The 21,413-nt window shown below is 69.2% G+C and carries 17 protein-coding genes; 12 read left to right on the top strand and 5 right to left on the bottom strand.

Annotated features, from left to right (window positions below):
* Positions 1–35: 35 nt before the first annotated feature.
* Positions 36–2,291 carry a DNA polymerase III subunit gamma and tau gene (locus ACWDTS_RS20565; protein WP_450118923.1) on the top strand — a complete coding sequence of 752 codons (2,256 nt, stop codon included), beginning with the start codon at positions 36–38 and terminating at the stop codon, positions 2,289–2,291.
* 69 nt (positions 2,292–2,360) lie between these two features.
* Here the strand turns inward: ACWDTS_RS20565 and ACWDTS_RS20570 are convergent, their stop codons facing one another.
* Both ACWDTS_RS20570 and ACWDTS_RS20575 read right to left on the bottom strand, forming a co-directional pair.
* Positions 2,361–3,677, bottom strand: a complete 1,317-nt coding sequence (locus ACWDTS_RS20570) for a DUF7373 family lipoprotein (protein ID WP_450118924.1) — start codon at positions 3,675–3,677, stop codon at positions 2,361–2,363.
* A 79-nt stretch (positions 3,678–3,756) separates the two neighbouring features.
* Positions 3,757–5,592, bottom strand: a complete 1,836-nt coding sequence (locus ACWDTS_RS20575) for an Hsp70 family protein (protein WP_450109714.1) — start codon at positions 5,590–5,592, stop codon at positions 3,757–3,759.
* A 349-nt stretch (positions 5,593–5,941) separates the two neighbouring features.
* Between ACWDTS_RS20575 and ACWDTS_RS20580 the strand changes: the two genes are divergently transcribed.
* From ACWDTS_RS20580 to ACWDTS_RS20605, 6 genes are all read left to right on the top strand, one after another.
* Positions 5,942–6,628 carry a hypothetical protein gene (locus tag ACWDTS_RS20580; RefSeq protein ID WP_450109713.1) on the top strand — a complete coding sequence of 229 codons (687 nt, stop codon included), beginning with the start codon at positions 5,942–5,944 and terminating at the stop codon, positions 6,626–6,628.
* 40 nt (positions 6,629–6,668) lie between these two features.
* Positions 6,669–8,630 carry a histidine kinase gene (locus ACWDTS_RS20585; RefSeq protein ID WP_450118925.1) on the top strand — a complete coding sequence of 654 codons (1,962 nt, stop codon included), beginning with the start codon at positions 6,669–6,671 and terminating at the stop codon, positions 8,628–8,630.
* Entirely contained in the window at positions 8,627–9,265 is a 639-nt protein-coding gene (locus ACWDTS_RS20590) for a response regulator (protein ID WP_450118926.1), read from the top strand. Before ACWDTS_RS20585 ends, ACWDTS_RS20590 begins: the two co-directional genes overlap by 4 nt.
* 173 nt (positions 9,266–9,438) lie before the next feature.
* Positions 9,439–10,653, top strand: a complete 1,215-nt coding sequence (locus ACWDTS_RS20595) for an acetyl-CoA C-acetyltransferase (protein ID WP_197256982.1) — start codon at positions 9,439–9,441, stop codon at positions 10,651–10,653.
* 23 nt (positions 10,654–10,676) lie between these two features.
* Positions 10,677–12,821 (top strand): 3-hydroxyacyl-CoA dehydrogenase NAD-binding domain-containing protein, encoded by a 2,145-nt coding sequence (locus tag ACWDTS_RS20600; protein ID WP_450118927.1) that lies wholly within the window; start codon positions 10,677–10,679, stop codon positions 12,819–12,821.
* Between the two features lie 122 nt (positions 12,822–12,943).
* On the top strand, positions 12,944–13,981 hold the full coding sequence (locus tag ACWDTS_RS20605; RefSeq protein ID WP_450118928.1) for a type IV toxin-antitoxin system AbiEi family antitoxin domain-containing protein: 1,038 nt from the start codon (positions 12,944–12,946) through the stop codon (positions 13,979–13,981).
* A gap of 38 nt (positions 13,982–14,019) precedes the next feature.
* On the opposite strand, the gene ACWDTS_RS20610 is transcribed toward ACWDTS_RS20605, so the two are convergent.
* A complete protein-coding gene (locus ACWDTS_RS20610) occupies positions 14,020–15,339 on the bottom strand; it encodes a class I SAM-dependent methyltransferase (RefSeq protein ID WP_307846603.1) in 1,320 nt (439 codons plus the stop codon).
* Positions 15,336–16,781: an FAD-binding oxidoreductase gene (locus ACWDTS_RS20615; RefSeq protein WP_450118929.1), complete on the bottom strand. Its 1,446-nt coding sequence runs from the start codon at positions 16,779–16,781 to the stop codon at positions 15,336–15,338. The genes ACWDTS_RS20610 and ACWDTS_RS20615 overlap by 4 nt, the downstream gene beginning before the upstream one ends.
* Positions 16,782–16,925: 144 nt before the next feature.
* Here ACWDTS_RS20615 and ACWDTS_RS20620 point away from each other — a divergent pair, with 144 nt between their 5' ends.
* On the top strand, positions 16,926–17,360 hold the full coding sequence (locus ACWDTS_RS20620; RefSeq protein ID WP_450118930.1) for an SRPBCC family protein: 435 nt from the start codon (positions 16,926–16,928) through the stop codon (positions 17,358–17,360).
* Positions 17,361–17,386: 26 nt separating this feature from the next.
* On the opposite strand, the gene ACWDTS_RS20625 is transcribed toward ACWDTS_RS20620, so the two are convergent.
* Positions 17,387–18,127 (bottom strand): Rv3717 family N-acetylmuramoyl-L-alanine amidase, encoded by a 741-nt coding sequence (locus ACWDTS_RS20625; protein WP_450118931.1) that lies wholly within the window; start codon positions 18,125–18,127, stop codon positions 17,387–17,389.
* 76 nt (positions 18,128–18,203) lie between these two features.
* Between ACWDTS_RS20625 and ACWDTS_RS20630 the strand changes: the two genes are divergently transcribed.
* The 4 genes from ACWDTS_RS20630 to ACWDTS_RS20645 all read left to right on the top strand — a co-directional run bounded on the left by ACWDTS_RS20630 (position 18,204) and on the right by ACWDTS_RS20645 (position 21,319).
* A complete protein-coding gene (locus ACWDTS_RS20630) occupies positions 18,204–18,527 on the top strand; it encodes a YbaB/EbfC family nucleoid-associated protein (protein ID WP_072813514.1) in 324 nt (107 codons plus the stop codon).
* 9 nt (positions 18,528–18,536) lie between these two features.
* Positions 18,537–19,145, top strand: coding sequence for a recombination mediator RecR (recR, locus tag ACWDTS_RS20635; protein WP_450109704.1), 609 nt, complete (start codon positions 18,537–18,539; stop codon positions 19,143–19,145).
* A gap of 101 nt (positions 19,146–19,246) precedes the next feature.
* On the top strand, positions 19,247–19,762 hold the full coding sequence (locus ACWDTS_RS20640; protein WP_231611642.1) for a TetR/AcrR family transcriptional regulator: 516 nt from the start codon (positions 19,247–19,249) through the stop codon (positions 19,760–19,762).
* Between the two features lie 81 nt (positions 19,763–19,843).
* Entirely contained in the window at positions 19,844–21,319 is a 1,476-nt protein-coding gene (locus ACWDTS_RS20645) for an MFS transporter (protein WP_450118932.1), read from the top strand.
* The last annotated feature ends 94 nt before the right edge of the window (positions 21,320–21,413 follow it).

Here is a 21,413-nt window from a genome sequence, read left to right on the forward strand (position 1 = left end):
GCCCTCGTGTCGGAGTGCGCCGGTAGTCTCGGCGCGTGGCCCTGTACCGGAAGTATCGACCGGCGACCTTCGCCGAGGTGGTGGGGCAGGAGCACGTCACCGAGCCCCTCAGCACCGCCCTCGACACGGGACGTATCAATCACGCGTACCTGTTCTCCGGGCCGCGCGGTTGCGGCAAGACCTCGTCGGCGCGCATCCTCGCGCGGTCCCTGAACTGCGTGGAAGGTCCGACGTCGAAGCCGTGTGGGGTCTGCGCCTCGTGTGTCGCGCTCGGTCCCGGTGGAGGCGGCAACCTCGACGTCATCGAACTCGACGCGGCCAGCCACGGCGGTGTCGACGACACCCGCGAACTGCGCGACCGCGCGTTCTACGCCCCGGCCGAGTCCCGGTATCGCATCTTCATCGTCGACGAGGCGCACATGGTCACCACGCAGGGCTTCAACGCTCTGCTCAAGATCGTGGAGGAACCGCCGGAGCACCTGATCTTCGTGTTCGCAACGACCGAACCGGAGAAGGTGCTGCCGACCATCCGGTCGCGCACCCACCACTATCCGTTCCGGTTGCTCGCGCCGACCGCGATGCGCGGACTGCTCGAGCGCATCTGCACGCAGGAGAACGTGCCCGTCGAGGACGCCGTGTACCCGCTGGTCATCCGGGCGGGCGGAGGGTCGCCCCGCGACTCGCTGTCGGTGATGGACCAGTTGCTCGCCGGGTCCGGGCCCGAAGGCGTGACCTACTCGCGCGCGCTCGCGCTGCTCGGTGTCACCGACGTCGCGCTCATCGACGAGGCCGTCGACGCGCTCGCGGTCGGGGACGGGGCGGCACTGTTCGGCACCGTCGAGAAGGTGATGGACGCGGGGCACGATCCGCGGCGCTTCGCGGTGGACCTGCTCGAGCGCCTGCGGGACCTGATCCTGCTCCGCTCGGTGCCCGACGCCGCCGACCGCGGTCTCGTCGACGCGCCGGGCGACATCCTGGACCGGATGCGCGACGAGGCCGACCGGATCGGACCGGCCACGCTCACGCGGTACGCCGAGATCGTGCACGCGGGTCTCGGGGAGATGCGCGGCGCGACCGCGCCGCGCCTGCTGCTCGAAGTGATGTGCGCCCGAATGCTGCTGCCGGCTGTATCCGATGCGGAAACCGCTGTGCTGCAACGGCTCGAGCGGCTCGAACAGGGGTTCGTCCCGGCGGCGGGTGCTGCGGCCCCTGCCGGTGCTGCGGCCCCGGCGGCCGCGCCGCGCCCGGTGCCGGAACCGGCGGTCGCGCCGATCGCACCCGACGAACCCGCCGCCCGGTTCCAGCGGCCGTCGCAGCGTCGGGCGATGGAACAGGCAGCGCCCGCTCCGCAGGCGGAACCCGCACGTCCGGCTCCGCAGGCCGAGCCTGCACGTCCGGCGCCGCAGGCGGAGCCTGCACGTCCGGCGCCGCAGGCAGAGCCCGCTGCGGTGGCACCTCCGGAACCGGTGACGCCCGAACCGGCGCCGGTCCCCGAACCGGCTGCGCGTCCGGTCGAATCGAAAACTCCCGAGCCCGAGCCGGTTTCGCCGCCACAGCCGGCCCGCGCGGTCGCCGATCGCGGCGAACCGGAGCCGGAACCCCAGCCGAAACCCCGGCCCGCCGCACCGCCGCAGCCGGCCTCGGGTCCCGACGCCGCGGGCCTGCGCGCGGTGTGGTCGGAGGTGCGCGCGAAGGTGCGTGCCCGCAGCCGCACGGTCGAGGTCATGCTGTCCGGCGCGTCGGTGCGCGACGTGGAGGGCACGTGCGTGGTCCTCGTCCACGATTCGATGCCGCTCGTGAAGCGTCTCGCGGAACCGCGCAATGCCTCCGTCGTCGCCGATGCGCTGCGCGAGGTGTTCGGCGTCGACTTCGAGGTCACGTGTGTGCACGGGTCGGCCGCTCCGGCACCCGTGAAAGCCGCTCCCGTGCAGCAACAGTCGCGGCCGAGCGGGCAGCCGAGGTTCTCGAGGCCGAGCCAGGCCAATCGTGCTGCGGCCCAGCCGCGTCCCGACGAGCAAAAGGGTCCGGGTCCGGCCCGCCCCGAGCAGCCGGGGCCGAACTACGACGACATTCCGCCTCCGGAAGCACCGGATCTTCCGGACGATCCCGGGCCGGAAGGGGCGTACGATGCTCCGCCCCCGGACCCGTCGGCGGTGACGGAGGCCGACGTCGAGGAGATGTTCGCCGAGGCCGCGACCCCGGGCGATCCGTCGACTCGTCGCGACCCCGAGGACGTTGCCCTCGAACTGCTGAAGGACATCCTCGGCGCCAAGCGGATCGAGGAGAAGTAGTCCCGCCCTGCCGGTGAAACGGCTGTGCCCCTGCCGCGGTCGGCGGCAGGGGCACAGGCGGGAACGGGGTCAGTTCTCGCCCAGACCCATTTCCTCGGCCTTGACGAACTTGACGTACTGGGTCGCGATGCGCTGCGACATCGTGCGCAACGAGTCCCGCTCGGGGTCGGTGTTGCCGATCGGCCGGAAGCCTTGGATCTCGGCGACGTACGGACCGTAGGTCATGTAGCACACCGACATCCGGCCCTCGGCGACGTCACCGCTCATGCACGTCGTGTCGGGAACGTACTGCGGCACCGACGCGTCCTCGGTGATCTCGGAGTAGTTCTTCTGGGTCTGCGCCAGGAACGCGTCCCGAACGGTCTCGGCGTCCTCCGGGCTTGCCGTGCGGTACACGGTGGAGTTCGCCATGGCGACCCGGTCGGTGCCGGTCTTCTCGAAGAGCTCGGCCGTCTGTGCCGGGTTGCTGTCGAAGTGCAGCCAGCCCAGCGGGCCGTACACCGCGAGTTCGGAGTTCCGGGTCGTCTCCTCCTCGGTGTAACCGACGGCGCGGGCGAGGACCTTGTCCATGTCGACCACCAGTTCGGGGATTTCCGGCGTCGGCGTGTACGGGAAGCTGCCGAGCAGCGGAATCTGCTTCTCGAGCGCGCGCGTGGTGATGTCTTTCGCCCACTCGGGGTCGTCGGGGGTGGTGGTGGCGTAGGTGTAGATGAAGTGAGGGCCGTTGACGGTGTACGAGGACACCGTGTCGGAGCCGGTTTCCCACCGGAAGGTCACGGCCTTGGTATCGGGCAGGCCGGGCAGTGTGGCCGGAGTGCCGGCCCCCGACGCGAAGATGTCGTCCCCGCCGCTGCCGTCGGTGAGTTCGTCGGCGTAGAGGTCGGCGACGATGGCGGCAGCGGATGCTTCGTCCGGGAGTCGGACGACGGAGATCCCGAGGCCGTGGGAGCCGTCGGCGTAGTCCTGGAAGTCGCTGAACGTGGTGATGATCTCGTACTTGTCGGAGATCTCGGAGACGCTGTCGCTCAGGAGCCCGAGTTTCGCGAGACCCCCGACGCCGACGCCCTGGTTCATGCCGCCGCCCGAGACGAGCTTCGGGTCGATCGTGTACGGGGCAACCACGAACTCGGCCATGCGCTGGCCTTCGACGGCGGGACCGAAGTCGCCGGCGAGCTGGCCTTCCGCCTCGAAGTCCTTGGGGACGGTGTTGTATCCGCCGGTGTCGAGGGAGTCGATGTCGAAGTCCGCCTGCTGCTCGGCACCGGAATCTGCTGCAAGCGCGGCGGTCTCGCTGTCGACGGCGGTGCCCTCGACGTCGCTGCTGCACCCGGTGAGGGCGAGAGCGGCTGCCGCTGCGGCGGCCGTGAGGATGCGTGACGTACGCATGATGTGGAACTCCTTGTCGTTCTGGTGTGCCGTCGTTCTCGTGCCGTACTGCGGCGAGAGATCGGGGGGTGAAACTGGTTCAGGACGTGGGGAAACCGAGCTCTCGCAGGAGCGTCAGTCCCTTGTCGACGGGTGCGATCGAGAAGCTGATCACGAGACCCTTCGTCTTGTCGATGCCGTTGAAGAAGGAGGTGTACGGGTCGGACGGCTGGTACTCGATGATGCGGTTACCATCCTCGGAGAGAACCGAGGTGTAGCCGGTGATCGGCTTGTCGCGCATGCGGATCAGGGTCGATCGGGCGTACTGGTCGTCGCGGTACGCGGACACCGTCACGTAGTCGTGCTCTCCCATGCCGATCGTCTTGCCCAGGGACGACGCGGGATCGATGTCGCAGTCGACGCGCAGGGCGTTCTCCATGCTGAACCCGGCCTTCTCGCACGAGACGGACGACGTGATGAGCTTGGCGGGCAGGATCGAGGTGACGTCGTCGGTGGATTCGCTGATGTAGGTGGAGTCCGCCGTGGCGGGCGGCAGACCGCCTTCGGAGGCGAGCACCGTCGTCGTTTCGACGGTGTCCGCGGAGGCGGTGGACGTTCCACCGGTTCCGCCGCTCTGGGCGAAGGCGTAGACGCCGCCGGCGGCGACCGCGGCCGCCACGAGAACACCGGCGCCGACCAGCAGCGGCTTGCGCTTCCCGGCCGAGGTGGTCTCCGGGGTCGCGGCGTCGGCGAAGACGGCGGGTGCGGGCTGCGTCCGGCCGGTCGGGGCGGCGTGGCGGGGGCCGGGTGCGTGATCGCGCGCCAGCGCCACGGTCTGCCGGTCCGCCGGCGGTTCGGTGACGCGGCCACCCGCGACGAACCCGGCCGCGCCCTTGGCGACGACGGTTTTCGGGTCGTCGAGGGTGGCGATCGGGCCGAGTTCGGCCAGGCGCCGGTGCACGTAGGGGATGCGCGACGAGCCGCCGGTCAGATACAGCGCCTGCAGACCACCGCGGTCGATGCCGGCGTCTCGCAGCACCGACGCGGCCAGCTGCACCCCGCGGGTGATCTGCGGTTCGATCAGCTGCTCGAACTCGTCCCGGGTCAGCGTGAACGTCATGTCGGCGCCGTTGCCGGTGACCCGAATGGTCGCCGAAGGCGCTTGGGAGAGAAGCTCTTTGGCGCGACGGATCTGATCGTCGAGGTTGCGGCGGGCGTCGAGACCCTCCGGCCGGCGCAACCATGCCGCCAGATCGGGGTCCTCGTCGGCGAGCTGCCGGTCCACCCAGCGCGAGATCGTGGCGTCGAGGTTCTTGCCACCCAGGGCGTTGTCGCCGCCCGCGCGCAGCACCTCGAACGTCCACTCGTTCGTCGCGGTGAGCACCGCGACGTCGAGGGTGCCGCCGCCGAAGTCGAACACCGCGATGGTCGATCCCTTGACGATCTTGGCGTCGTGCTGGCGTGAGTAGTAGAACGCCGCGGCGCGGGGTTCGGAGATCAGCGACACGTTGCCGCCGAGCCCGGCGATCGACGCCGCTTCGCGCAGGACCGACAGTTCCCGCTCGGACCACGCTTCGGGGTGTGTGAGCACCACCTCCGCGGGCGGGTGGTTGTTGTGCCGTTGCAGCGACTGCCCGTACACGGTGCGCAGCACGGCCGCGATCATCGCGGCGACCGGAACTTCCTGACCGCGCACCAGCACGGACCGGTCGGACACGTGTGCCTTCGGGGCGACGACGAAGCCGGCGGGGTCGACGGACGCCCGGTTCACCGCGACGTCGCCGGTCGAGATCGCGTGGGCCGGGTCGATGTACACGGACGACGACATCAGGTTGCTGGTGTGGGTCAGCGGCAGCGACTCGACCCGGTCCGGTCCGATGCGGTGAGCGGCCGATGTGTTCGAGGTGCCGAAGTCGACGGCAAGGACCCAGCTCATCGTTCTCCCCTTACGGTGTGGTTGTCACGTCGACCCGGCCGGGCGAGACCGGAGAGGTGCCCGCTGCTCATCCCGACCTCGCTTTCGCGTCGTATCCGTGTGTCGAGGATGAGAGGGGCGGCCCCGCCGAAAAGTTCCCGCTTGCCCCCGGGAATTTTCCACATCGGTGGCACCTCACCGCATTCGCGCACGTCGGAGCCCCGAACCGCGAGTCGCGCTGTGGCGCACATCACCTCGGGTTGCCGTCCCGTCCCGGGAAATCGGGACGGCTGTCCCTCGTGCCCGGGACGCCGAGCGCAGCACTGTCCTTGTCGACGGGCGCACCGGGCGCCCGAGCGGAGGGGTGAACATGAGCATCGACAGCGCTGCACAGCGCGACACCGTCGACAGTCCCCGGCCCCCGGTGGGGTCGATGTGGGCCTGGGCAGGCGCGGTCGCGGGCCTGGCCGGGGTGGTCGGAATCCAGGCCAGCATGGCGATGAGTGCCGCCTACAACGAGGAAACCGCGGGCAACGCGGTCGCCATCACCGCCGAGTTCGCGGAGCAGCGCACGGCGATGCTCGTCATGCACCTGACGCTCATGGTCGGCACCGTGCTGCTGCTCGTGTTCGCGGCGGGTCTGCAGCGACGCCTACGCATCGCGCTGCCCGAGTTCAGCATCCTGCCGGCCGTCGCGGCATTCGGGCTGGTGCTGACGTCGGCGGCGACCCTGCTCGGGACCGGTCTCGACACCGAGTTGCTGTTCGGGCTCGGCGAGCCGGGACAGATGGTTCCCGAGGTCGCGGTGGTCGCCTCGCACTGGATGGGCACCATTCCGTGGCTGTGGGTCGGCGCCGGGGTGAGTGGTCTCGCGGTCGCGGTCGCGTCGCTGCGGCACGGTGCCGTCCCGCGCTGGCTGGGCTGGGCGAGCGTGGTGCTGGGGGGCCTCACGCTGCTGACCGGCATCTCGCCGCTGCAGTACCTGGCCGGATTCGTCGGTCCGGTGTGGGTTCTCGTGGCCGGGGTCGGCTTCGCGGTCGCCGCGCGGACGCGGTGAATCACGAAATGCGGGGGGAATCGGGGATACTCGGCGCACCATGACAGTCGCGCACGAGAACGAGGGGTCGGCGGGCACCGGTGGAGCACCGGTGCCCGCCGCAGTCGTCGCCGTCCTGGCCTGGGCGCTCGCGGTCGTGTCGGTCGTGGTGTTCTTCGGCGCCCGGCCGACGCTGGACGCCGATCAGTTGTTCTTCCTCGTCGACGTCGTCGGTGCCGCCGTGTACGGCACGGTCACGGGGGTGGTGCTCGCGCGTCGCGTGCATCCGGTGCCGATCATCACGGCGGTCGCCGCGATCGGCCCGGGTATCGCGGCGCTGTCCTACGCGTGGTCGCGGCTCGCGCTCGTGCGACCCGAGTTGCCGTTCGTCGGCGCGCTCGCGCCCCTGCAGAATTCGGCGTGGATCCCGGGAACGCTCGCGTTGTTCCTGGTGGTGCCGTGGCTGGTCCGGGACGGCACGCTCGGGCAGCTCGAGCGGATCGGCGTGACCGCCGGAACTGTTGCGACCGTATGGTTCTGGTGGGCCCGCACGTACACCGAAACCGCCGACCTGTGGCTGGTGCTGCCCGTCGTGGTGGTCGGGTTCCTCGCCGCAGCGCACGTGCTGTGGCGGCGCCGCACCGCTCCGGCGGCGGAGTCCGCCGGGCTCGGCTGGCTCGCACTCGGCGCGGCGCTGATGACGGCCTCCTACATTCCGCTCGCCGTCCCCGGCCTGCCGTGGATGCTCACTCCGCTGATCCACCTGGCGACCCAGGCGTTCTACCCCGTCGCGATCCTCGTGGTGGTGCTGCGGCAACGACTGTGGGGATTGGATTTCGCGGTCAGCCGCGCCGCGCTCGCCGGCAGTCTCGTCGCGGTGCTCGCCGCCGGGTATCTCGTGGTCGCGGTGACCGCGTCGCTGATGTTGCCGACGGACGGCTCGGTCGTCGCCCAGGCCATCGCCGCGACCGCGGTCGCGCTGGCCGTGCAGCCGGTGCGGAGCCACCTGACCCGCCGCGTGCACCGCCTCGTGTACGGCGACGGTATCGACTCCGCCCGCGCGGTACAGAATCTCGGCCGTCACTTCGCGGGCGCCGGCACTCCCCGCCGACTCCTCGGCGACCTCACCGCGGGCATCGGCACCGCGCTGCGGCTCGAATCGGTCACGGTGAGCCGGGACGGCGAGATCCTCGCCCGCTGGGGAGAACCCACCGGTCGCGTCGAGGAGATGACGCTCGAGTCCGGAACCCTTTCGGTGACCGCGCCGCCCGGCGAAGCCCTCGGGCCCCGCAGCCTGCGCGCGCTCGGTGAGCTCGCCACCGTCGTGGAAGCCGGGCTGGTCGTGTTGCGGTCCGCAGAGGAACTCGACGCGGCGCGGCACCAGCTCAGGGAGGCACGCCTCGAGGAGCGGCGCACCATCCGTCGGGAACTGCACGACGGGCTCGGCCCGTCCCTGGCCGGAATCCGGCTCGGGCTGCAGGGCGCCCGCAACCTCGCCGCCACGGACCCGACGGCCGCCCTGGAACTGATCGATGCGCTGCTGCGCGAACTCGACCATCAGGTCGAGGGCGTGCGGGAACTGTCGCGGGGGCTGCTCCCGCCGGTGCTCGACGAATTGGGACTCGTCGCCGCGGTCGACGAACTCGCCGGCACACATTCGCACATCGGGTTCGAAATCGACGTCGACGCCGACGCTCCGGCCGGACTGTCCCGGGCGGTGGCCGCCGCGGCGTACGGCATCACCGTCGAAGCGGTCACGAACGCGCGCAGGCATTCCGGTGCTCGCGGATGCACGGTCCGCATCCACACCACCGGAGACCTGCTCACCGTCGAGGTCAGCGACGACGGTCGCGGTAGGGGACCGGACGCCCGCGTCGGCGTCGGCACCCACAGCATGCGCGAACGTGCCCGCGACGTCGGCGGGGTCGTCGACATCACCGAAGCACACCCGCACGGCACCGTCGTGCGTGCTCGTCTGCCGTGGACGGCCACGTCACCGGCAGTTCCGGCAGGAGGGTCATGAGCATCCGTGTCGCCGTCGTCGACGACCATCCCGTCTTCCGGCTCGGGATGGTCGCACTGCTCGGCACCCTCGACGGAATCGACGTGGTCGCCGAGGCCAGCTCGGTGAGCCAGGCCCTCGACGTGGTGACCGCGGACGTCGACGTCGTGCTGATGGACATCGAACTCGGTGACGGTTCCGGCATCGAAGCGACCACCGGTCTCGTCGCGAAATATCCCGCACTCCGGGTGCTGATGGTGACCATGCACGAGGACGCGGATCTGCTCGTCGCGGCGATGCGGGCCGGGGCGCGCGGATACCTCGTCAAAGGTGCCGATCCGTCCGGGGTGGAACGCGCGATCCGTGCGGTCGCGGGCGGGGAACTGATCGTCGGCGCCTCGGTCGCGGAGAAGGCGCTGGGTGTGATGGCCACGTCCCGCACGGTCGCGCGCGGTGCGTTCCCCGAACTGACCGATCGCGAACGCGAGGTGCTGGACCTGGTCGCGCGCGGCTACGACAACGCCACGATCTCGCGGCGGCTGGTCCTGAGCCAGAAGACGGTGCGCAACCACGTGTCGAACGTGCTGGGCAAACTCGGTGCCGTCGACCGCGCGACCGCGATCGTGCGGGCCCGCGAGGCCGGTCTCGGTATCTGACGCGACCCGTCCGTCCCGCACCCGAGCGCTCGCTCGCTTCGGTCACGGACTCCGATCGGTTCGGTCCTTAACCGCCGGACCGGACGCTCCTAGGGTGGTGGAGGTTGGGCGTGGCTGCTGTCACAGCGGACAACGCCCGTCACATTCGAAAGCACGGGAAGGAACCCCGCACTGTGACCACAGAGGCATTCATCTATGAAGCCATCCGAACTCCGCGCGGCCGCGGCAAGAAGACCGGGTCGCTGCACTCCGTCAAGCCGATCTCCCTGGTTACGGGCCTGATCGACGAGCTGCGTGTTCGCTTCCCCGACCTGGACGAGAACCGCATCTCCGACCTGATCCTCGGCGTCGTCGGCCCGGTCGGCGACCAGGGTGCCGACATCGCGCGCACCGCGGTCACCGTGTCCGGCCTGCCCGTGACCACCGGCGGCTTCCAGCTCAACCGCTTCTGTGCCTCCGGCCTCGAGGCCGTGAACCTGGCTGCGCAGAAGGTGCGCTCCGGCTGGGACGAGCTGGTCATCGCCGGCGGTGTCGAGTCCATGTCGCGTGTCCCGATGGGCTCCGACGGTGGCGCGTGGATGCTCGATCCCGCCACCAACTACGACAGCTACCTCGTGCCCCAGGGCATCTCCGCCGACCTCATCGCGACCATCGAGGGCTTCAGCCGCGAGGACGTCGATGCCTACGCCCTGCGTTCGCAGCAGCTCGCCGCTGCCGCGTGGTCCGGTGGCTACTTCTCCAAGTCGGTCGTGCCGGTCAAGGACCAGAACGGCCTGACCATCCTCGACCACGACGAGCACATGCGCCCCGACACCACCCTCGAGGGCCTCGGCAAGCTCGCCCCGTCGTTCGCGACGATCGGTGAGATGGGCGGCTTCGACGCCGTGGCCATGCAGAAGTACCACTTCGTCGAGAAGATCAACCACGTCCACCACGGTGGCAACAGCTCCGGCATCGTCGACGGTGCCGCGCTGGTGCTCGTCGGTTCCGAGCAGGCCGGCAAGGACCTGGGCCTGACCCCGCGTGCCCGCGTCGTCGCGACCGCCACCTCCGGTGCCGACTCGACGATCATGCTCACCGGCCCCACCCCGGCCGCGCACAAGGTCCTCGCCGCGGCGGGCCTGACGGTCGACGACATCGACCTGTTCGAGATCAACGAGGCCTTCGCCTCCGTCGTCCTGAAGTTCCAGAAGGATCTGAACATCCCGGACGAGAAGCTCAACGTCAACGGCGGCGCCATCGCGATGGGCCACCCGCTCGGCGCCACGGGCGCCATGATCACCGGCACGATGGTCGACGAGCTCGAGCGTCGCGGAGCCAAGCGCGCCCTCGTCACCCTGTGCATCGGTGGCGGTATGGGTGTGGCCACCATCATCGAGCGCGTCTGACACCGGAAGGAATCTGAAAAACAGTGAGCGACAACATGATTTCCTGGGATAAGGACGCCGACGGCATCGTCGTGCTGACCCTCGACGACCCCAACCAGGGCGCGAACACGATGAACGCGCTCTACAAGTCCTCGATGAAGGCGACCGTGGATCGTCTCGTCGCCGAGAAGGATTCGATCACCGGTGTCGTGATCACCTCCGCGAAGAAGACCTTCTTCGCCGGCGGCGACCTGCGCAACCTCATCGCCATCGGACCCGACGACGCGCAGGCGACGTTCGACGAGGTGCAGGACATCAAGGCGGACCTGCGTCGCCTCGAGACCCTCGGCAAGCCCGTCGTCGCCGCGATCAACGGTGCCGCTCTCGGTGGCGGCCTCGAGATCGCCCTCGCGACCCACCACCGCATCGCCGCCGACGTCAAGGGCGTGCAGATCGGTCTGCCCGAGGCGAGCCTCGGCCTGCTGCCCGGTGGCGGTGGCGTCACCCGCACCGTCCGCCTGCTCGGTATCCAGACCGCGCTGCTCTCGGTTCTGTTGCAGGGCAACAAGTACAACGCGGTCAAGGCCAAGGAACTCGGCCTGATCCACGAGGTCGTCGGCAGCATCGAGGAACTCGTCCCGGCCGCGAAGGCGTGGATCAAGGCCAACCCCGAGGGCGGCGTGCAGCCGTGGGATGTCAAGGGCTACAAGATCCCCGGTGGCACCCCGTCGTCGCCGGCCTTCGCCGCGAACCTCCCGGCGTTCCCCGCGAACCTGCGCAAGCAGCTCAAGGGTGCTCCGATGCCGGCTCCGCGCGCCATCATGGCCGCGGCGGTCGAGGGCTCGCAGGTCGACTTCGACAACGCGTCGACCATCGAGTCCCGCTACTTCGTCGAGCTGGCCACCGGCCAGGTCGCGAAGAACATGATCCAGGCGTTCTTCTTCGACATGCAGGCCATCAACTCGGGCGCCTCGCGTCCGAAGGACGTGCCGAAGCGTGAGATCAAGAAGGTCGGCGTGCTCGGCGCGGGCATGATGGGCGCCGGCATCGCGTACGTCTCCGCCAAGGCCGGTTTCGAGGTCGTCCTCAAGGACGTCACCCTCGAGGCCGCCGAGCGTGGCAAGAGCTACTCGGAGAAGATCGAGGCCAAGGCCCTCTCGCGTGGCAAGACCACCGAGGAGAAGTCGAAGGCTCTGCTCGATCGCATCAAGCCGACCGCCGACGCCGCCGACTTCGCGGGCGTCGACTTCGTCATCGAGGCCGTCTTCGAGAACACCGAGCTCAAGCACAAGGTGTTCCAGGAGATCGAGGACATCGTCGATCCCGACGCGCTGCTCGGCTCGAACACCTCGACGCTGCCGATCACGGGTCTCGCGACCGGTGTGAAGCGCCCCGAGGACTTCATCGGCATCCACTTCTTCTCCCCGGTCGACAAGATGCCGCTGGTCGAGATCATCAAGGGCGAGAAGACCTCCGACGAGGCGCTGGCCCGCGTGTTCGACTACACGCTCGCGATCCGCAAGACCCCGATCGTCGTGAACGACAGCCGCGGCTTCTTCACCTCGCGGGTGATCGGCACGTTCGTGAACGAGGCCATCGCGATGCTCGGCGAGGGCATCGAGCCCTCGACGATCGAGCAGGCCGGCTCGCAGGCCGGTTACCCGGCTCCGCCTCTGCAGCTGACCGACGAGCTGAACATGAAGCTCATGCAGAAGATCGCGAAGGAAACGGCCGAGGCCGCGGCCAAGGGTGACACCAAGCTCGGCACCACCCGCCACCCCGCGCTCGACGTCGTCGACTGGATGGTCGAGCAGGGCCGTCCGGGCCGCCTCGAGAAGGCCGGCTTCTACGAGTACGACGAGACCGGCAAGCGTCTCGGCATCTGGCAGGGTCTGCGCGACCACTACCAGACCGAGGCGACGCTCGACGTGCCGCTGCAGGACCTGATCGACCGCATGCTGTTCGCCGAGGCGATCGAGACCCAGAAGTGCTTCGACGAGGGCGTTCTGGAGACGACCGCCGACGCCAACATCGGTTCGATCCTCGGCATCGGCTTCCCGGCCTGGACCGGTGGTGTCGCGCAGTTCATCGTCGGCTACCCGGGTGGCAAGGAAGGCTTCGTCAAGCGGGCCGAGGAACTCGCCGCCAAGTACGGCGAGCGCTTCACCCCGCCGGCTTCCCTGCGCTAGCGCGCCCGTGCGTGGTTTTGGTAGCAGCAGCTACCAAAACCACGCACGAGTTATCCACAGGAAAGGGCTCCCGACCCCGGTCGGGAGCCTTTCCCGTCTCCGCGTCGGTCATCATCGACCGCATGGGGGATGATTTCGGAAAAAGCAACGTACAGAGGCTGTTCGACGACCGCACCGGTCTGGTCACCCAGGCCGAGCTGACGGAGGCGGGTATCGGCAGGGGAGCGGTCCGGCACCTGCTCGACACCGGGCGTTGGCAACGGGTGCTGCAGGGTGTCTACGCAGTCAGCAGCGGACCGCTCACCCGGACGATGGTGCTCGAAGCTGCGCTGTTGTACGGAGGCGGTCCGGCGATGCTCAGTCATCGCACGGCGGCGGAGGTCTGGGGCATGCTGCCCGTCGACGACACCGCACCCGTCCACATCACGGTCCCGGTCGGCAAATCCGCACTGCCACAACGCGCGACCGTCCGGGCAGCCGGGCCGAAGGCGAAACTGCCGGTGTCGAAACCGTCCGCCTCGCTGCATCCCGGGGTCGTCGTGCACCGGTCCCGCGCGCACGCCTACATCGGTGTCGACGCACGGTTGCCGCGCACGACGAAGGTCGACACGGCACTGGATCTGGCGACGGCGCAAGCGTCTCCGCGAGAGGCGTACATGTCGCTGATCTCCACGGTCACGAACGCCGGGCTGCGACTGCACGATGTGCGCCGGCGGATCGAGGAACGGCCACCGTACCGCTACCGCGGTCCGATCACCGAGGCCCTGACGTTGCTGGCGGACGGTGTGCAGTCCGTCCTCGAATATCACTACGCGATCGACGTCGAGCAGGCGCACGCACTGCCCGTCGCGACCCGGCAGGCCCCGACGGTCGTCGACGGCCGGACGTTGTACGAGGACTGCACCTACGACGCCGCCGGATGCCCGCTCACGGTTCGGCTGGACGGCCGGTGGGCGCATTCGATGGTCGAGGTCGCATTCCGGGACCGGCGTCGCGACAACGCCGCCGAACTGGCCGGACGGGCGCGGCTGGTCTTCGGCTATCAGGAGGTCGCGTCGGCGCCGTGCGAGGTCGCGCGGGAGGTCGAAGCGGTGCTGACCAGGCTGGGGTGGGTGCGCGACGCTCCCGGCCCCTGCGAGTGTCGTGCGTGGTTTCGGTAGTGGGTGCTACCGAAACCACGCACGGGCGGCGGAGCCGCCTACGGCTTCCACCAGGGACGCAGCGGGGTCAGGGGCCGCTGGTCGGCGCCGAGCTTGACCGCCAGAACATGGTGCAGCTGAACGATATTGCGCTCGAATCCGAGCCGGGATCCGGCCATGTACAGGCCCCATACGCGGGCCGTGCCCTCACCGACCTCGGCGACGCACGCATCCCAGTTGGCCTCGAGGTACTCGCACCAGCCCTTGAGCGTCAGGGCGTAGTGCTGACGCAGGTTCTCCTCGTGGAGCACCTCGAAGCCGACGTCCTGCGCCTCGGTGATGATCCGGCCGGAACCGGTCAGCTCGCCGTCGGGGAAGACGTAGCGGTCGATGAACCCGCCGGCCTTCACCTTCCCGTTGTTGCGGGGACGGGTGATGCAGTGGTTGAGGAGCAGGCCACCCTCGCGGAGTTTGCTGTGCAGCAACCCGAAGTACGCAGGGTAGTTGCTGACGCCGATGTGCTCGGTCAACCCGATCGAGGAGATGGCGTCGAAGCCGGTCTCGGGTACGTCCCGGTAGTCGGAGAACCGCACCTCGGCCAGATCGCTCAGTCCCTCCGCGGCGATCGCCTTCTGCGCCCACTCCGCCTGCTCGCGCGACAGCGTCGCGCCGATCGCCTTGACGCCGCGGCGCGCCGCGTACCGGACCATTCCGCCCCAGCCGCAACCGATGTCGAGCAGGCGGTCGCCGGGCTTCAGGTTCAGCTTCTCGAAGACGATCCGGTACTTGTTCTCCTGCGCCTCCTCGAGCGTCTGGTCCTCGGACTCGAACAGGGCGCACGTGTAGGTCATGGACGGGCCGAGCACCATTTCGTAGAACTCGTTCGACACGTCGTAGTGGTGGTGGATGACCTCGGCGTCGCGGCTGCGGGAATGCCTCAGGCCCTCCGCGATCCGGCGCCAGCGCGGCAGGTGTTCCTGCGGCGGCGGGGCGATCGGCCGCAGCAGGTCACGACCCAGCGACCGTGCGATCTGGGCGAGGACCAGCGCCGGCGGGCGTTCGAAGTGCAGGTCGCCCAGCGATTTCAGCAGTTCGTAGGGGTTGCCGGGATGCACCCCTTCGGGTTCGAGATCGCCGGCGACGTAGGCGCGGGCCATCCCGAGGTCGCCGGGGGCGGTCGCGATGTAGGTGGCACCGCGCGGGGACTTCAGGGCCAGGCCGAACGGGGAGTCCTCCGGTCCGGCGGCGGACCCGTCGTACGCGGTGAATCGCAGCGGCATGTCGCCGCCGGTCACGATCTCGACGATCTCCGCCAGATTCAGCTTGTCGTCGTGTCCACCCGCTCTGCGGGTTGTCGGCGCCGATTTGAATGTGGTCACTTTCGATGCACCGCCTTCGCGAAGAGGTCCAGCAGACGGGACCTGGGGTCGTACTTCTGTTTCAGCGCCGGGTATTCGCCCCCGCCGTAGTAGAGCTTTTCGAATTCTTCCCGCGAATAGTAGGAATCCGAGTACAGCGACTTGTGGCCGTCGAGTTCGGCGACCTTCCGCTCGATCGTCCGGTTTGCGGCTCCTTCGATGTTGCCGGGGACGACCGGAACCGACGACCAGAATCCGACGTTCACGTAGGTGCGCTTCGGCTCGAGCGGGTACATCGGCCACGGCCGCTGCGCGTCGAACGACAACGCATCGGACGGGGCGCTGCGATCACGCAACCGCAGCGGGCACAGCCACACCGGTTCGATCGGGATCTCGGCGAGGAACCACCGCATGAACTCTGCGGTGCGCTCGATGGGCACCTCGACGTCCTGGACGACGCGCTCGCGGGGCGGGTTCCCCTTGCGGGCCTCGATCCGGTCGGCGATGCCGTACTTGTGGTCGAGTGCGATGAGCTTCCAGTAGAAGCTGCTGCGCAGCAGACTCTTCGGCCACCAGCGCCGGATCCGCGGGTTCTGGGCGCCGAATGCGCGTGAGCACCAGAACCAGTCGGTGTCCCACCGCCACAGGTAGTCGCGGATCGTGAGGCGGTCGGTCTTGGGATGGTTGACCGAAGCGTGCTGGATCGAGCGGTAGTAGATGTGTTCGCCGGTGTAGTCGCTGACCGGACCCGGCTCGTCGGTCTGTGTACCGAGAGTCAGGTAGCTCTCGGTCGCCGAGAACACGGTGCCGTCGAGATAGTCGACCGGCACGCCCGCATGGCTGCGTTCGTTGACGATGCGGTCCAGTGCGGCCTGCAGCGCGCCGAGCGAATCGAACCGCAGGTGCCGCAGCGCAACATAGGGTTTCACCGGCTCGAGTTCGATGCGCAGCCTCGTTGCGTAGCCGAGCGAACCGTAGGAGTTGGGAAAGCCCCGGAACAGGTCGGCGTGCTCGTTGTCCGGGGTGGCGGTGACGATCTCACCGGCACCGGTGAGGATGTCCATCTCCAGGACCGACTCGTGCGGAAGGCCGTTGCGGAACGACGTGGACTCGATCCCGAGCCCGGTGACGGCACCGCCGAGCGTGATGGTCTTGAGCTGCGGCACCACGAGCGGCACAAGACCGTAGGGGAGCGTGGCGTCCACGAGGTCCTCGTAGGTGCACATTCCCGCCACATCGGCGGTGCGCGCCTTCGGATCCACGGAGATCACCCCGCCGAGACCGGAGACGTCCAGGCCGGGTGCGGAAATCTCTGCGCGGGCGCGGAACAGATTCGAGGTCTTCTTCGCGAGCCGAACCGGTGCGTCGCCGGGGATGTTGCGGTAGGAACGAAGCAGGCGGTCCACGCCTTCACGGTGCGCCGGCACACCGGTCGGAACGATCTGACGTGGCGTACTCGGCATTCGGCTCCCCCTGCGGGCTCGGCGTCTGCGGGCGCAATCCACAATAGACCGGAGTGTCGAGTACGTCCGGTTACCGCGCGGACTCGACGAGTTGCCGGTCGGTGCGACCGCAGACGGCCGAGACACGACACCAGGAGGACCCCAATGGCGCAGGTCAGCGCAAGCAGTTCGATTCAGCTCGCGGCGGCTCCCGAGCGGGTGCTCGCGGCCCTCGCGGACTACGAGACGGTGCGACCGCGCATCCTCTCCGACCACTACACCGACTACCGGGTCGTCTCGGGCGGTCAGGGCACCGGAACCGTCGCGCGGTGGAAACTGCACGCCACCGAGAAGCGCGTCCGCGACATCGAGGCGAAGGTGTCGGTGTCGGGCAGCACGATCACCGAAGAGGACGCGAATTCGACGCTGGTCACCACGTGGAGCGTGGTGCCGAACGGCACCGGGTCGACCGTCGTGACGCTGACCCAGTGGAAGGGTGGGAGCGGCATCGGCGGCTACTTCGAACGCACCTTCGCTCCGCTCGGGCTGCGCAAGATCCAGCAGCAGGTGCTCGAGAACCTTCGTCGCGAAGTCGACTGACAGCAGGGTTCGACGGGGGTCGGTCGTCACCCGAGGAACGCCGCGATCCCCGCGACGACCGCACCGGCCAGCTGAGCGCGGCCCGCGGGATCGGCCATGCGCGCGGCGTCGCCGGGGTTGCGCATGTTGCCCACCTCGACGAGCACGGACGGGCGCTGCGACAGGTTCAGGCCGGCCAGGTCGTCGCGGCCGAGCAGCCCGTCGGCGCCCAGATAGGTCGACGGCGTGGCTCCTGCGGCGAGCAGTGCGTCGCGGATCGAGGTCGCCAGCGCGACGGACGGCCCGGCCTGTACTTCGTTGAGCGGCGGCGCCGAGTAGTTCACGTGGAAGCCGTGGGCGTCGGCGGCGGCGCCGTCGGCGTGCAGGCTGACTGCGGCGTCCACCCCGGCCTCGTTCGCTTCGATCGCACGCCGGTCGACGCAGCTGCCGACCGAGCTGTCGTCGGACCGGCTCAGCAGCACCCGGGCTCCGAGCGCGACGAGGTCGTCGCGGACCAGCTCCGCCAGCTGCCAGTTGAAGGTGTGCTCGGCGTATCCGTCGTCGGTGGCGGTCCCGGTGGTCTGGCAGTCCTTGGTGCCGCCGCGTCCCGTGGGGACCTGGGTGGTGAGGGTGCCGTCGTTCGCGCCGCTGTGCCCCGGGTCGAGATAGACGGTGCGGCCGGCGAGCGGGCCGCTTCCCGGTTGCGCCGGCGCCGGGCCGCCCCCGGCAACCAGCACCGCAGCAACAGCAACTGGGACGATCCATCCCGACCACCGGCGCGCACGCATTCCGTCACGGTACCGGCGAGCGACTACGCTGGCGGTGGAAACTTGCTGAAAGGACGTGCTCGTGCAGCCCGGTGGAATGCCCGATATGCAACAGCTCCTCGCCCAGGCCCAGCAGATGCAGCAGCAGCTGATGTCCGCGCAGGCCGAGATGGCCGAGGCGGAGGTGACCGGTCAGGCCGGTGGCGGCCTGGTGACCGCGACCGTCAAGGGCACCGGTGAGGTCGTGGCCGTGCACATCGACCCGAAGGTCGTCGACCCGGAAGACGTCGAGACGCTGCAGGATCTGGTGGTCGGTGCGATCGCCGACGCGTCCGCGAAGGCACAGGAAATCGCCGCGGAGAAGCTGGGCCCGCTGGCCGGCGGTCTCGGGGGCGGTATCCCGGGCCTGCCCGGGTTCTAGAGGACCGGCGTGTACGAGGGACCCGTCCAGGACCTGATCGACGAACTCGGGAAACTGCCGGGCGTCGGCCCGAAGAGCGCCCAGCGCATCGCGTTCCACCTGCTGTCGGTGGAGCCGCCGGAGATCGACCGGTTGCAGGCGGCCCTGCAGAGAGTGCGCGACGGCGTGCGCTTCTGCGAGGTGTGCGGCACCGTGTCCGATCACGAACGGTGCCGGATCTGCGCGGACCCGCGGCGCGACCGCACCCAGATCTGCGTTGTCGAAGAACCCAAGGACGTGCAGGCCATCGAACGCACCCGGGAGTTCCGCGGCCGCTACCACGTGCTGGGCGGTGCGCTCGATCCGCTCAACGGGATCGGCCCGGACCAGCTGCGCATCCGCGAGTTGCTGACCCGCATCGGCAACCAGGAGGACGGCGTCGACGTCACCGAGGTCATCATCGCGACGGACCCGAACACCGAGGGGGAGGCGACGGCGACGTACCTGGTGCGGATGCTGCGCGACTTCCCGGGGCTGACCGTCACCCGGCTCGCGTCGGGTCTGCCGATGGGCGGCGACCTCGAATTCGCCGACGAACTGACCCTCGGCCGGGCGTTGTCCGGTCGCCGGACGCTGTAGCCGTGTCGGTGCCCAGGGACACGGCGCCGACGGAAGCGGGAGCGCCGGAAGCGGGAGCGCCGGAACACCGCCGCCGCCGGACCGCCGAGGAGACCCGGAAGCTGATCGTCGACGCGGCCGGTGTCGCGTTCGCGACCCGGCCGTACCGCGAGATCACGCTCAAGGACATCGCCGAGGATGCCGGGGTCAGCGCCTCGCTGATCATCAAGTACTTCGGCTCCAAGGAGCAGTTGTTCGAGGAACTGATCGATTTCCACAGCGGCGCCGAAACACTGTTCGACGCGCCCGTGGAACGCCTCGGCGAGCACATGGTGTCGTTGCTCGCGCGACCGAGCGAGCCCTATCGTCCGCTGTCGATGAACATCCTGTTCATGAGCGGGACCAGCGAGGAGAGCAACCGCACCCTGCGGGAGAACTACTCGACGCAGATGATCGACGCGCTCGCCGCGCGTCTGCCCGGCCCGGACGCGCGGCTGCGGGCGGAGTTGGCGATGTCGATGGTGATGGGACTGGCGATCATGCGGCGCCGGATGATGCGAGAGCTCGCGACCGGGACGGTCGACGACGTGCTGCCGTTGTACGCGCCTCTGGTGCAGAAACTGCTCGACGGCGAGTGAAAAAGCTCTCACACCTTGTGAGGTAAATGACCGTTCACCTACAGTGGTGAACAATTATTTACTACAGGCAAGGAGTTTCTGATGACTCAGGCATCGGTTCTCCCCTTGCGCATCCGCTTCCCGCGCACAGACCGGTTGTCCTCACCAGTAGTCGCACCTTCCCGCACGACCGCCCCCGACGGCGGCTCGTCGCGTTTCGTCTTCCCGATTCTCGCCGTCGGCGCGGTGTTCCAGGCCATCATGCAGACGGTCATGGTTCCGCTGTTGCCGAGCATGCCGGCCCTCACCGGTGCCGGCGCCACCGCCGCGTCCTGGCTGCTGACCACGACACTGCTGGTCGGCGCCATCATGACCCCCATCTTCGGGCGCCTCGCCGACATGATCGGCAAGAAGCGGATGCTCGTCACCGCCTTCGCACTCATGACGCTGGGCTCCCTGATCTGCGCGCTGACCTCGCAGATCGGCCTGCTCATCCTGGCCCGCGGGCTGCAGGGCGCCGGTGCCGCGGTGCTGCCCATCGGCATGTCGATCCTCCGGGACGAACTGCCCCGGGAGCGCGTCGACCGTGCCGTCGCCGTGCTCAGCGCCACCCTCGGTATCGGTACCGCCGTCGGTATCCCGTTCGCCGCGACCATCGTGGAGTACGCCGACTGGCACGTGCTCTTCTGGGTCACCACTGCGATCGGCGCCGGTGTGCTCGCCGCGGCAGTGATCTTCATCCGCGAATCCCGAACCCGCACCGGCGGCCGCTTCGACGCCGTCGGCGCCGTCGGTCTCACCGGGGCCCTGGTGTGCCTGCTGGTGCCGATCACCCAGGGCAGCACGTGGGGGTGGACCAGTCCCGCGGTGCTGACGATGTTCGCGACCGCGATCGTGCTCTTCCTGCTGTGGGGTATGCAGCAGCTGCGCAACGGAAACCCCCTCGTCGACCTGCGTGTCTCCGCGAAGCGGGCGGTCCTGGTCCCGCACCTGACGGCGCTCGTCGTCGGTTTCGCGTTCTACGGCAACACGCTCATCACCACTCAGCTGCTGCAGGCCTCGCCCGAACAGGGAGCCGGCTACGGGCTGACGATCCTGCAGGCCGCGCTGTGCCAGCTGCCCGCGAGTTTCGCGATGATGATCTTCGCGCTCGTCGCGGCGCGCGTCGCGGACCGGTTCGGCGCACGCGCCGCGATGTTCGCCGGTGCGCTGTTCCTCATCGCGGGGTATGCCGTCCATGCCGTGCCGGACAAGCCGGTCTGGACGGTCGTCGCCGCGGTGTTCGTCGCCGCGGTCGGCACCACCTTCGTCTACTGCACGCTGCCGCTGCTCATCCTCGGTGCGGTCCCGGCCACGCAGAATGCCGCCGCCAACGGCGTGAACGTGCTGCTGCGCACCGTCGGCAGCACCGTGTGCAGCGCGACGGTCGCCTCGATCCTCGCTGCGTACACCCTGGCCGGCGGGATCTCGGGCACCGGATTCACGCTCGCCTACCTCGCGTGCGGGGCATGCGCGGTGATCGTGTTCGCCGCCGCCTTCGCGCTGCCGGCACGCGGGCGTCGCAGCTGCATCGCCTGATCACAGCGAACAACCACTCGGCCCCCGTTTCCCCGTCCGATTCGATCGAACCGGCGGAGGAACGGGGGCCGAGTGGATTCGGGATCCGGCCGGA

It is taken from the genome of Rhodococcus sp. NPDC003383, assembly GCF_053589115.1.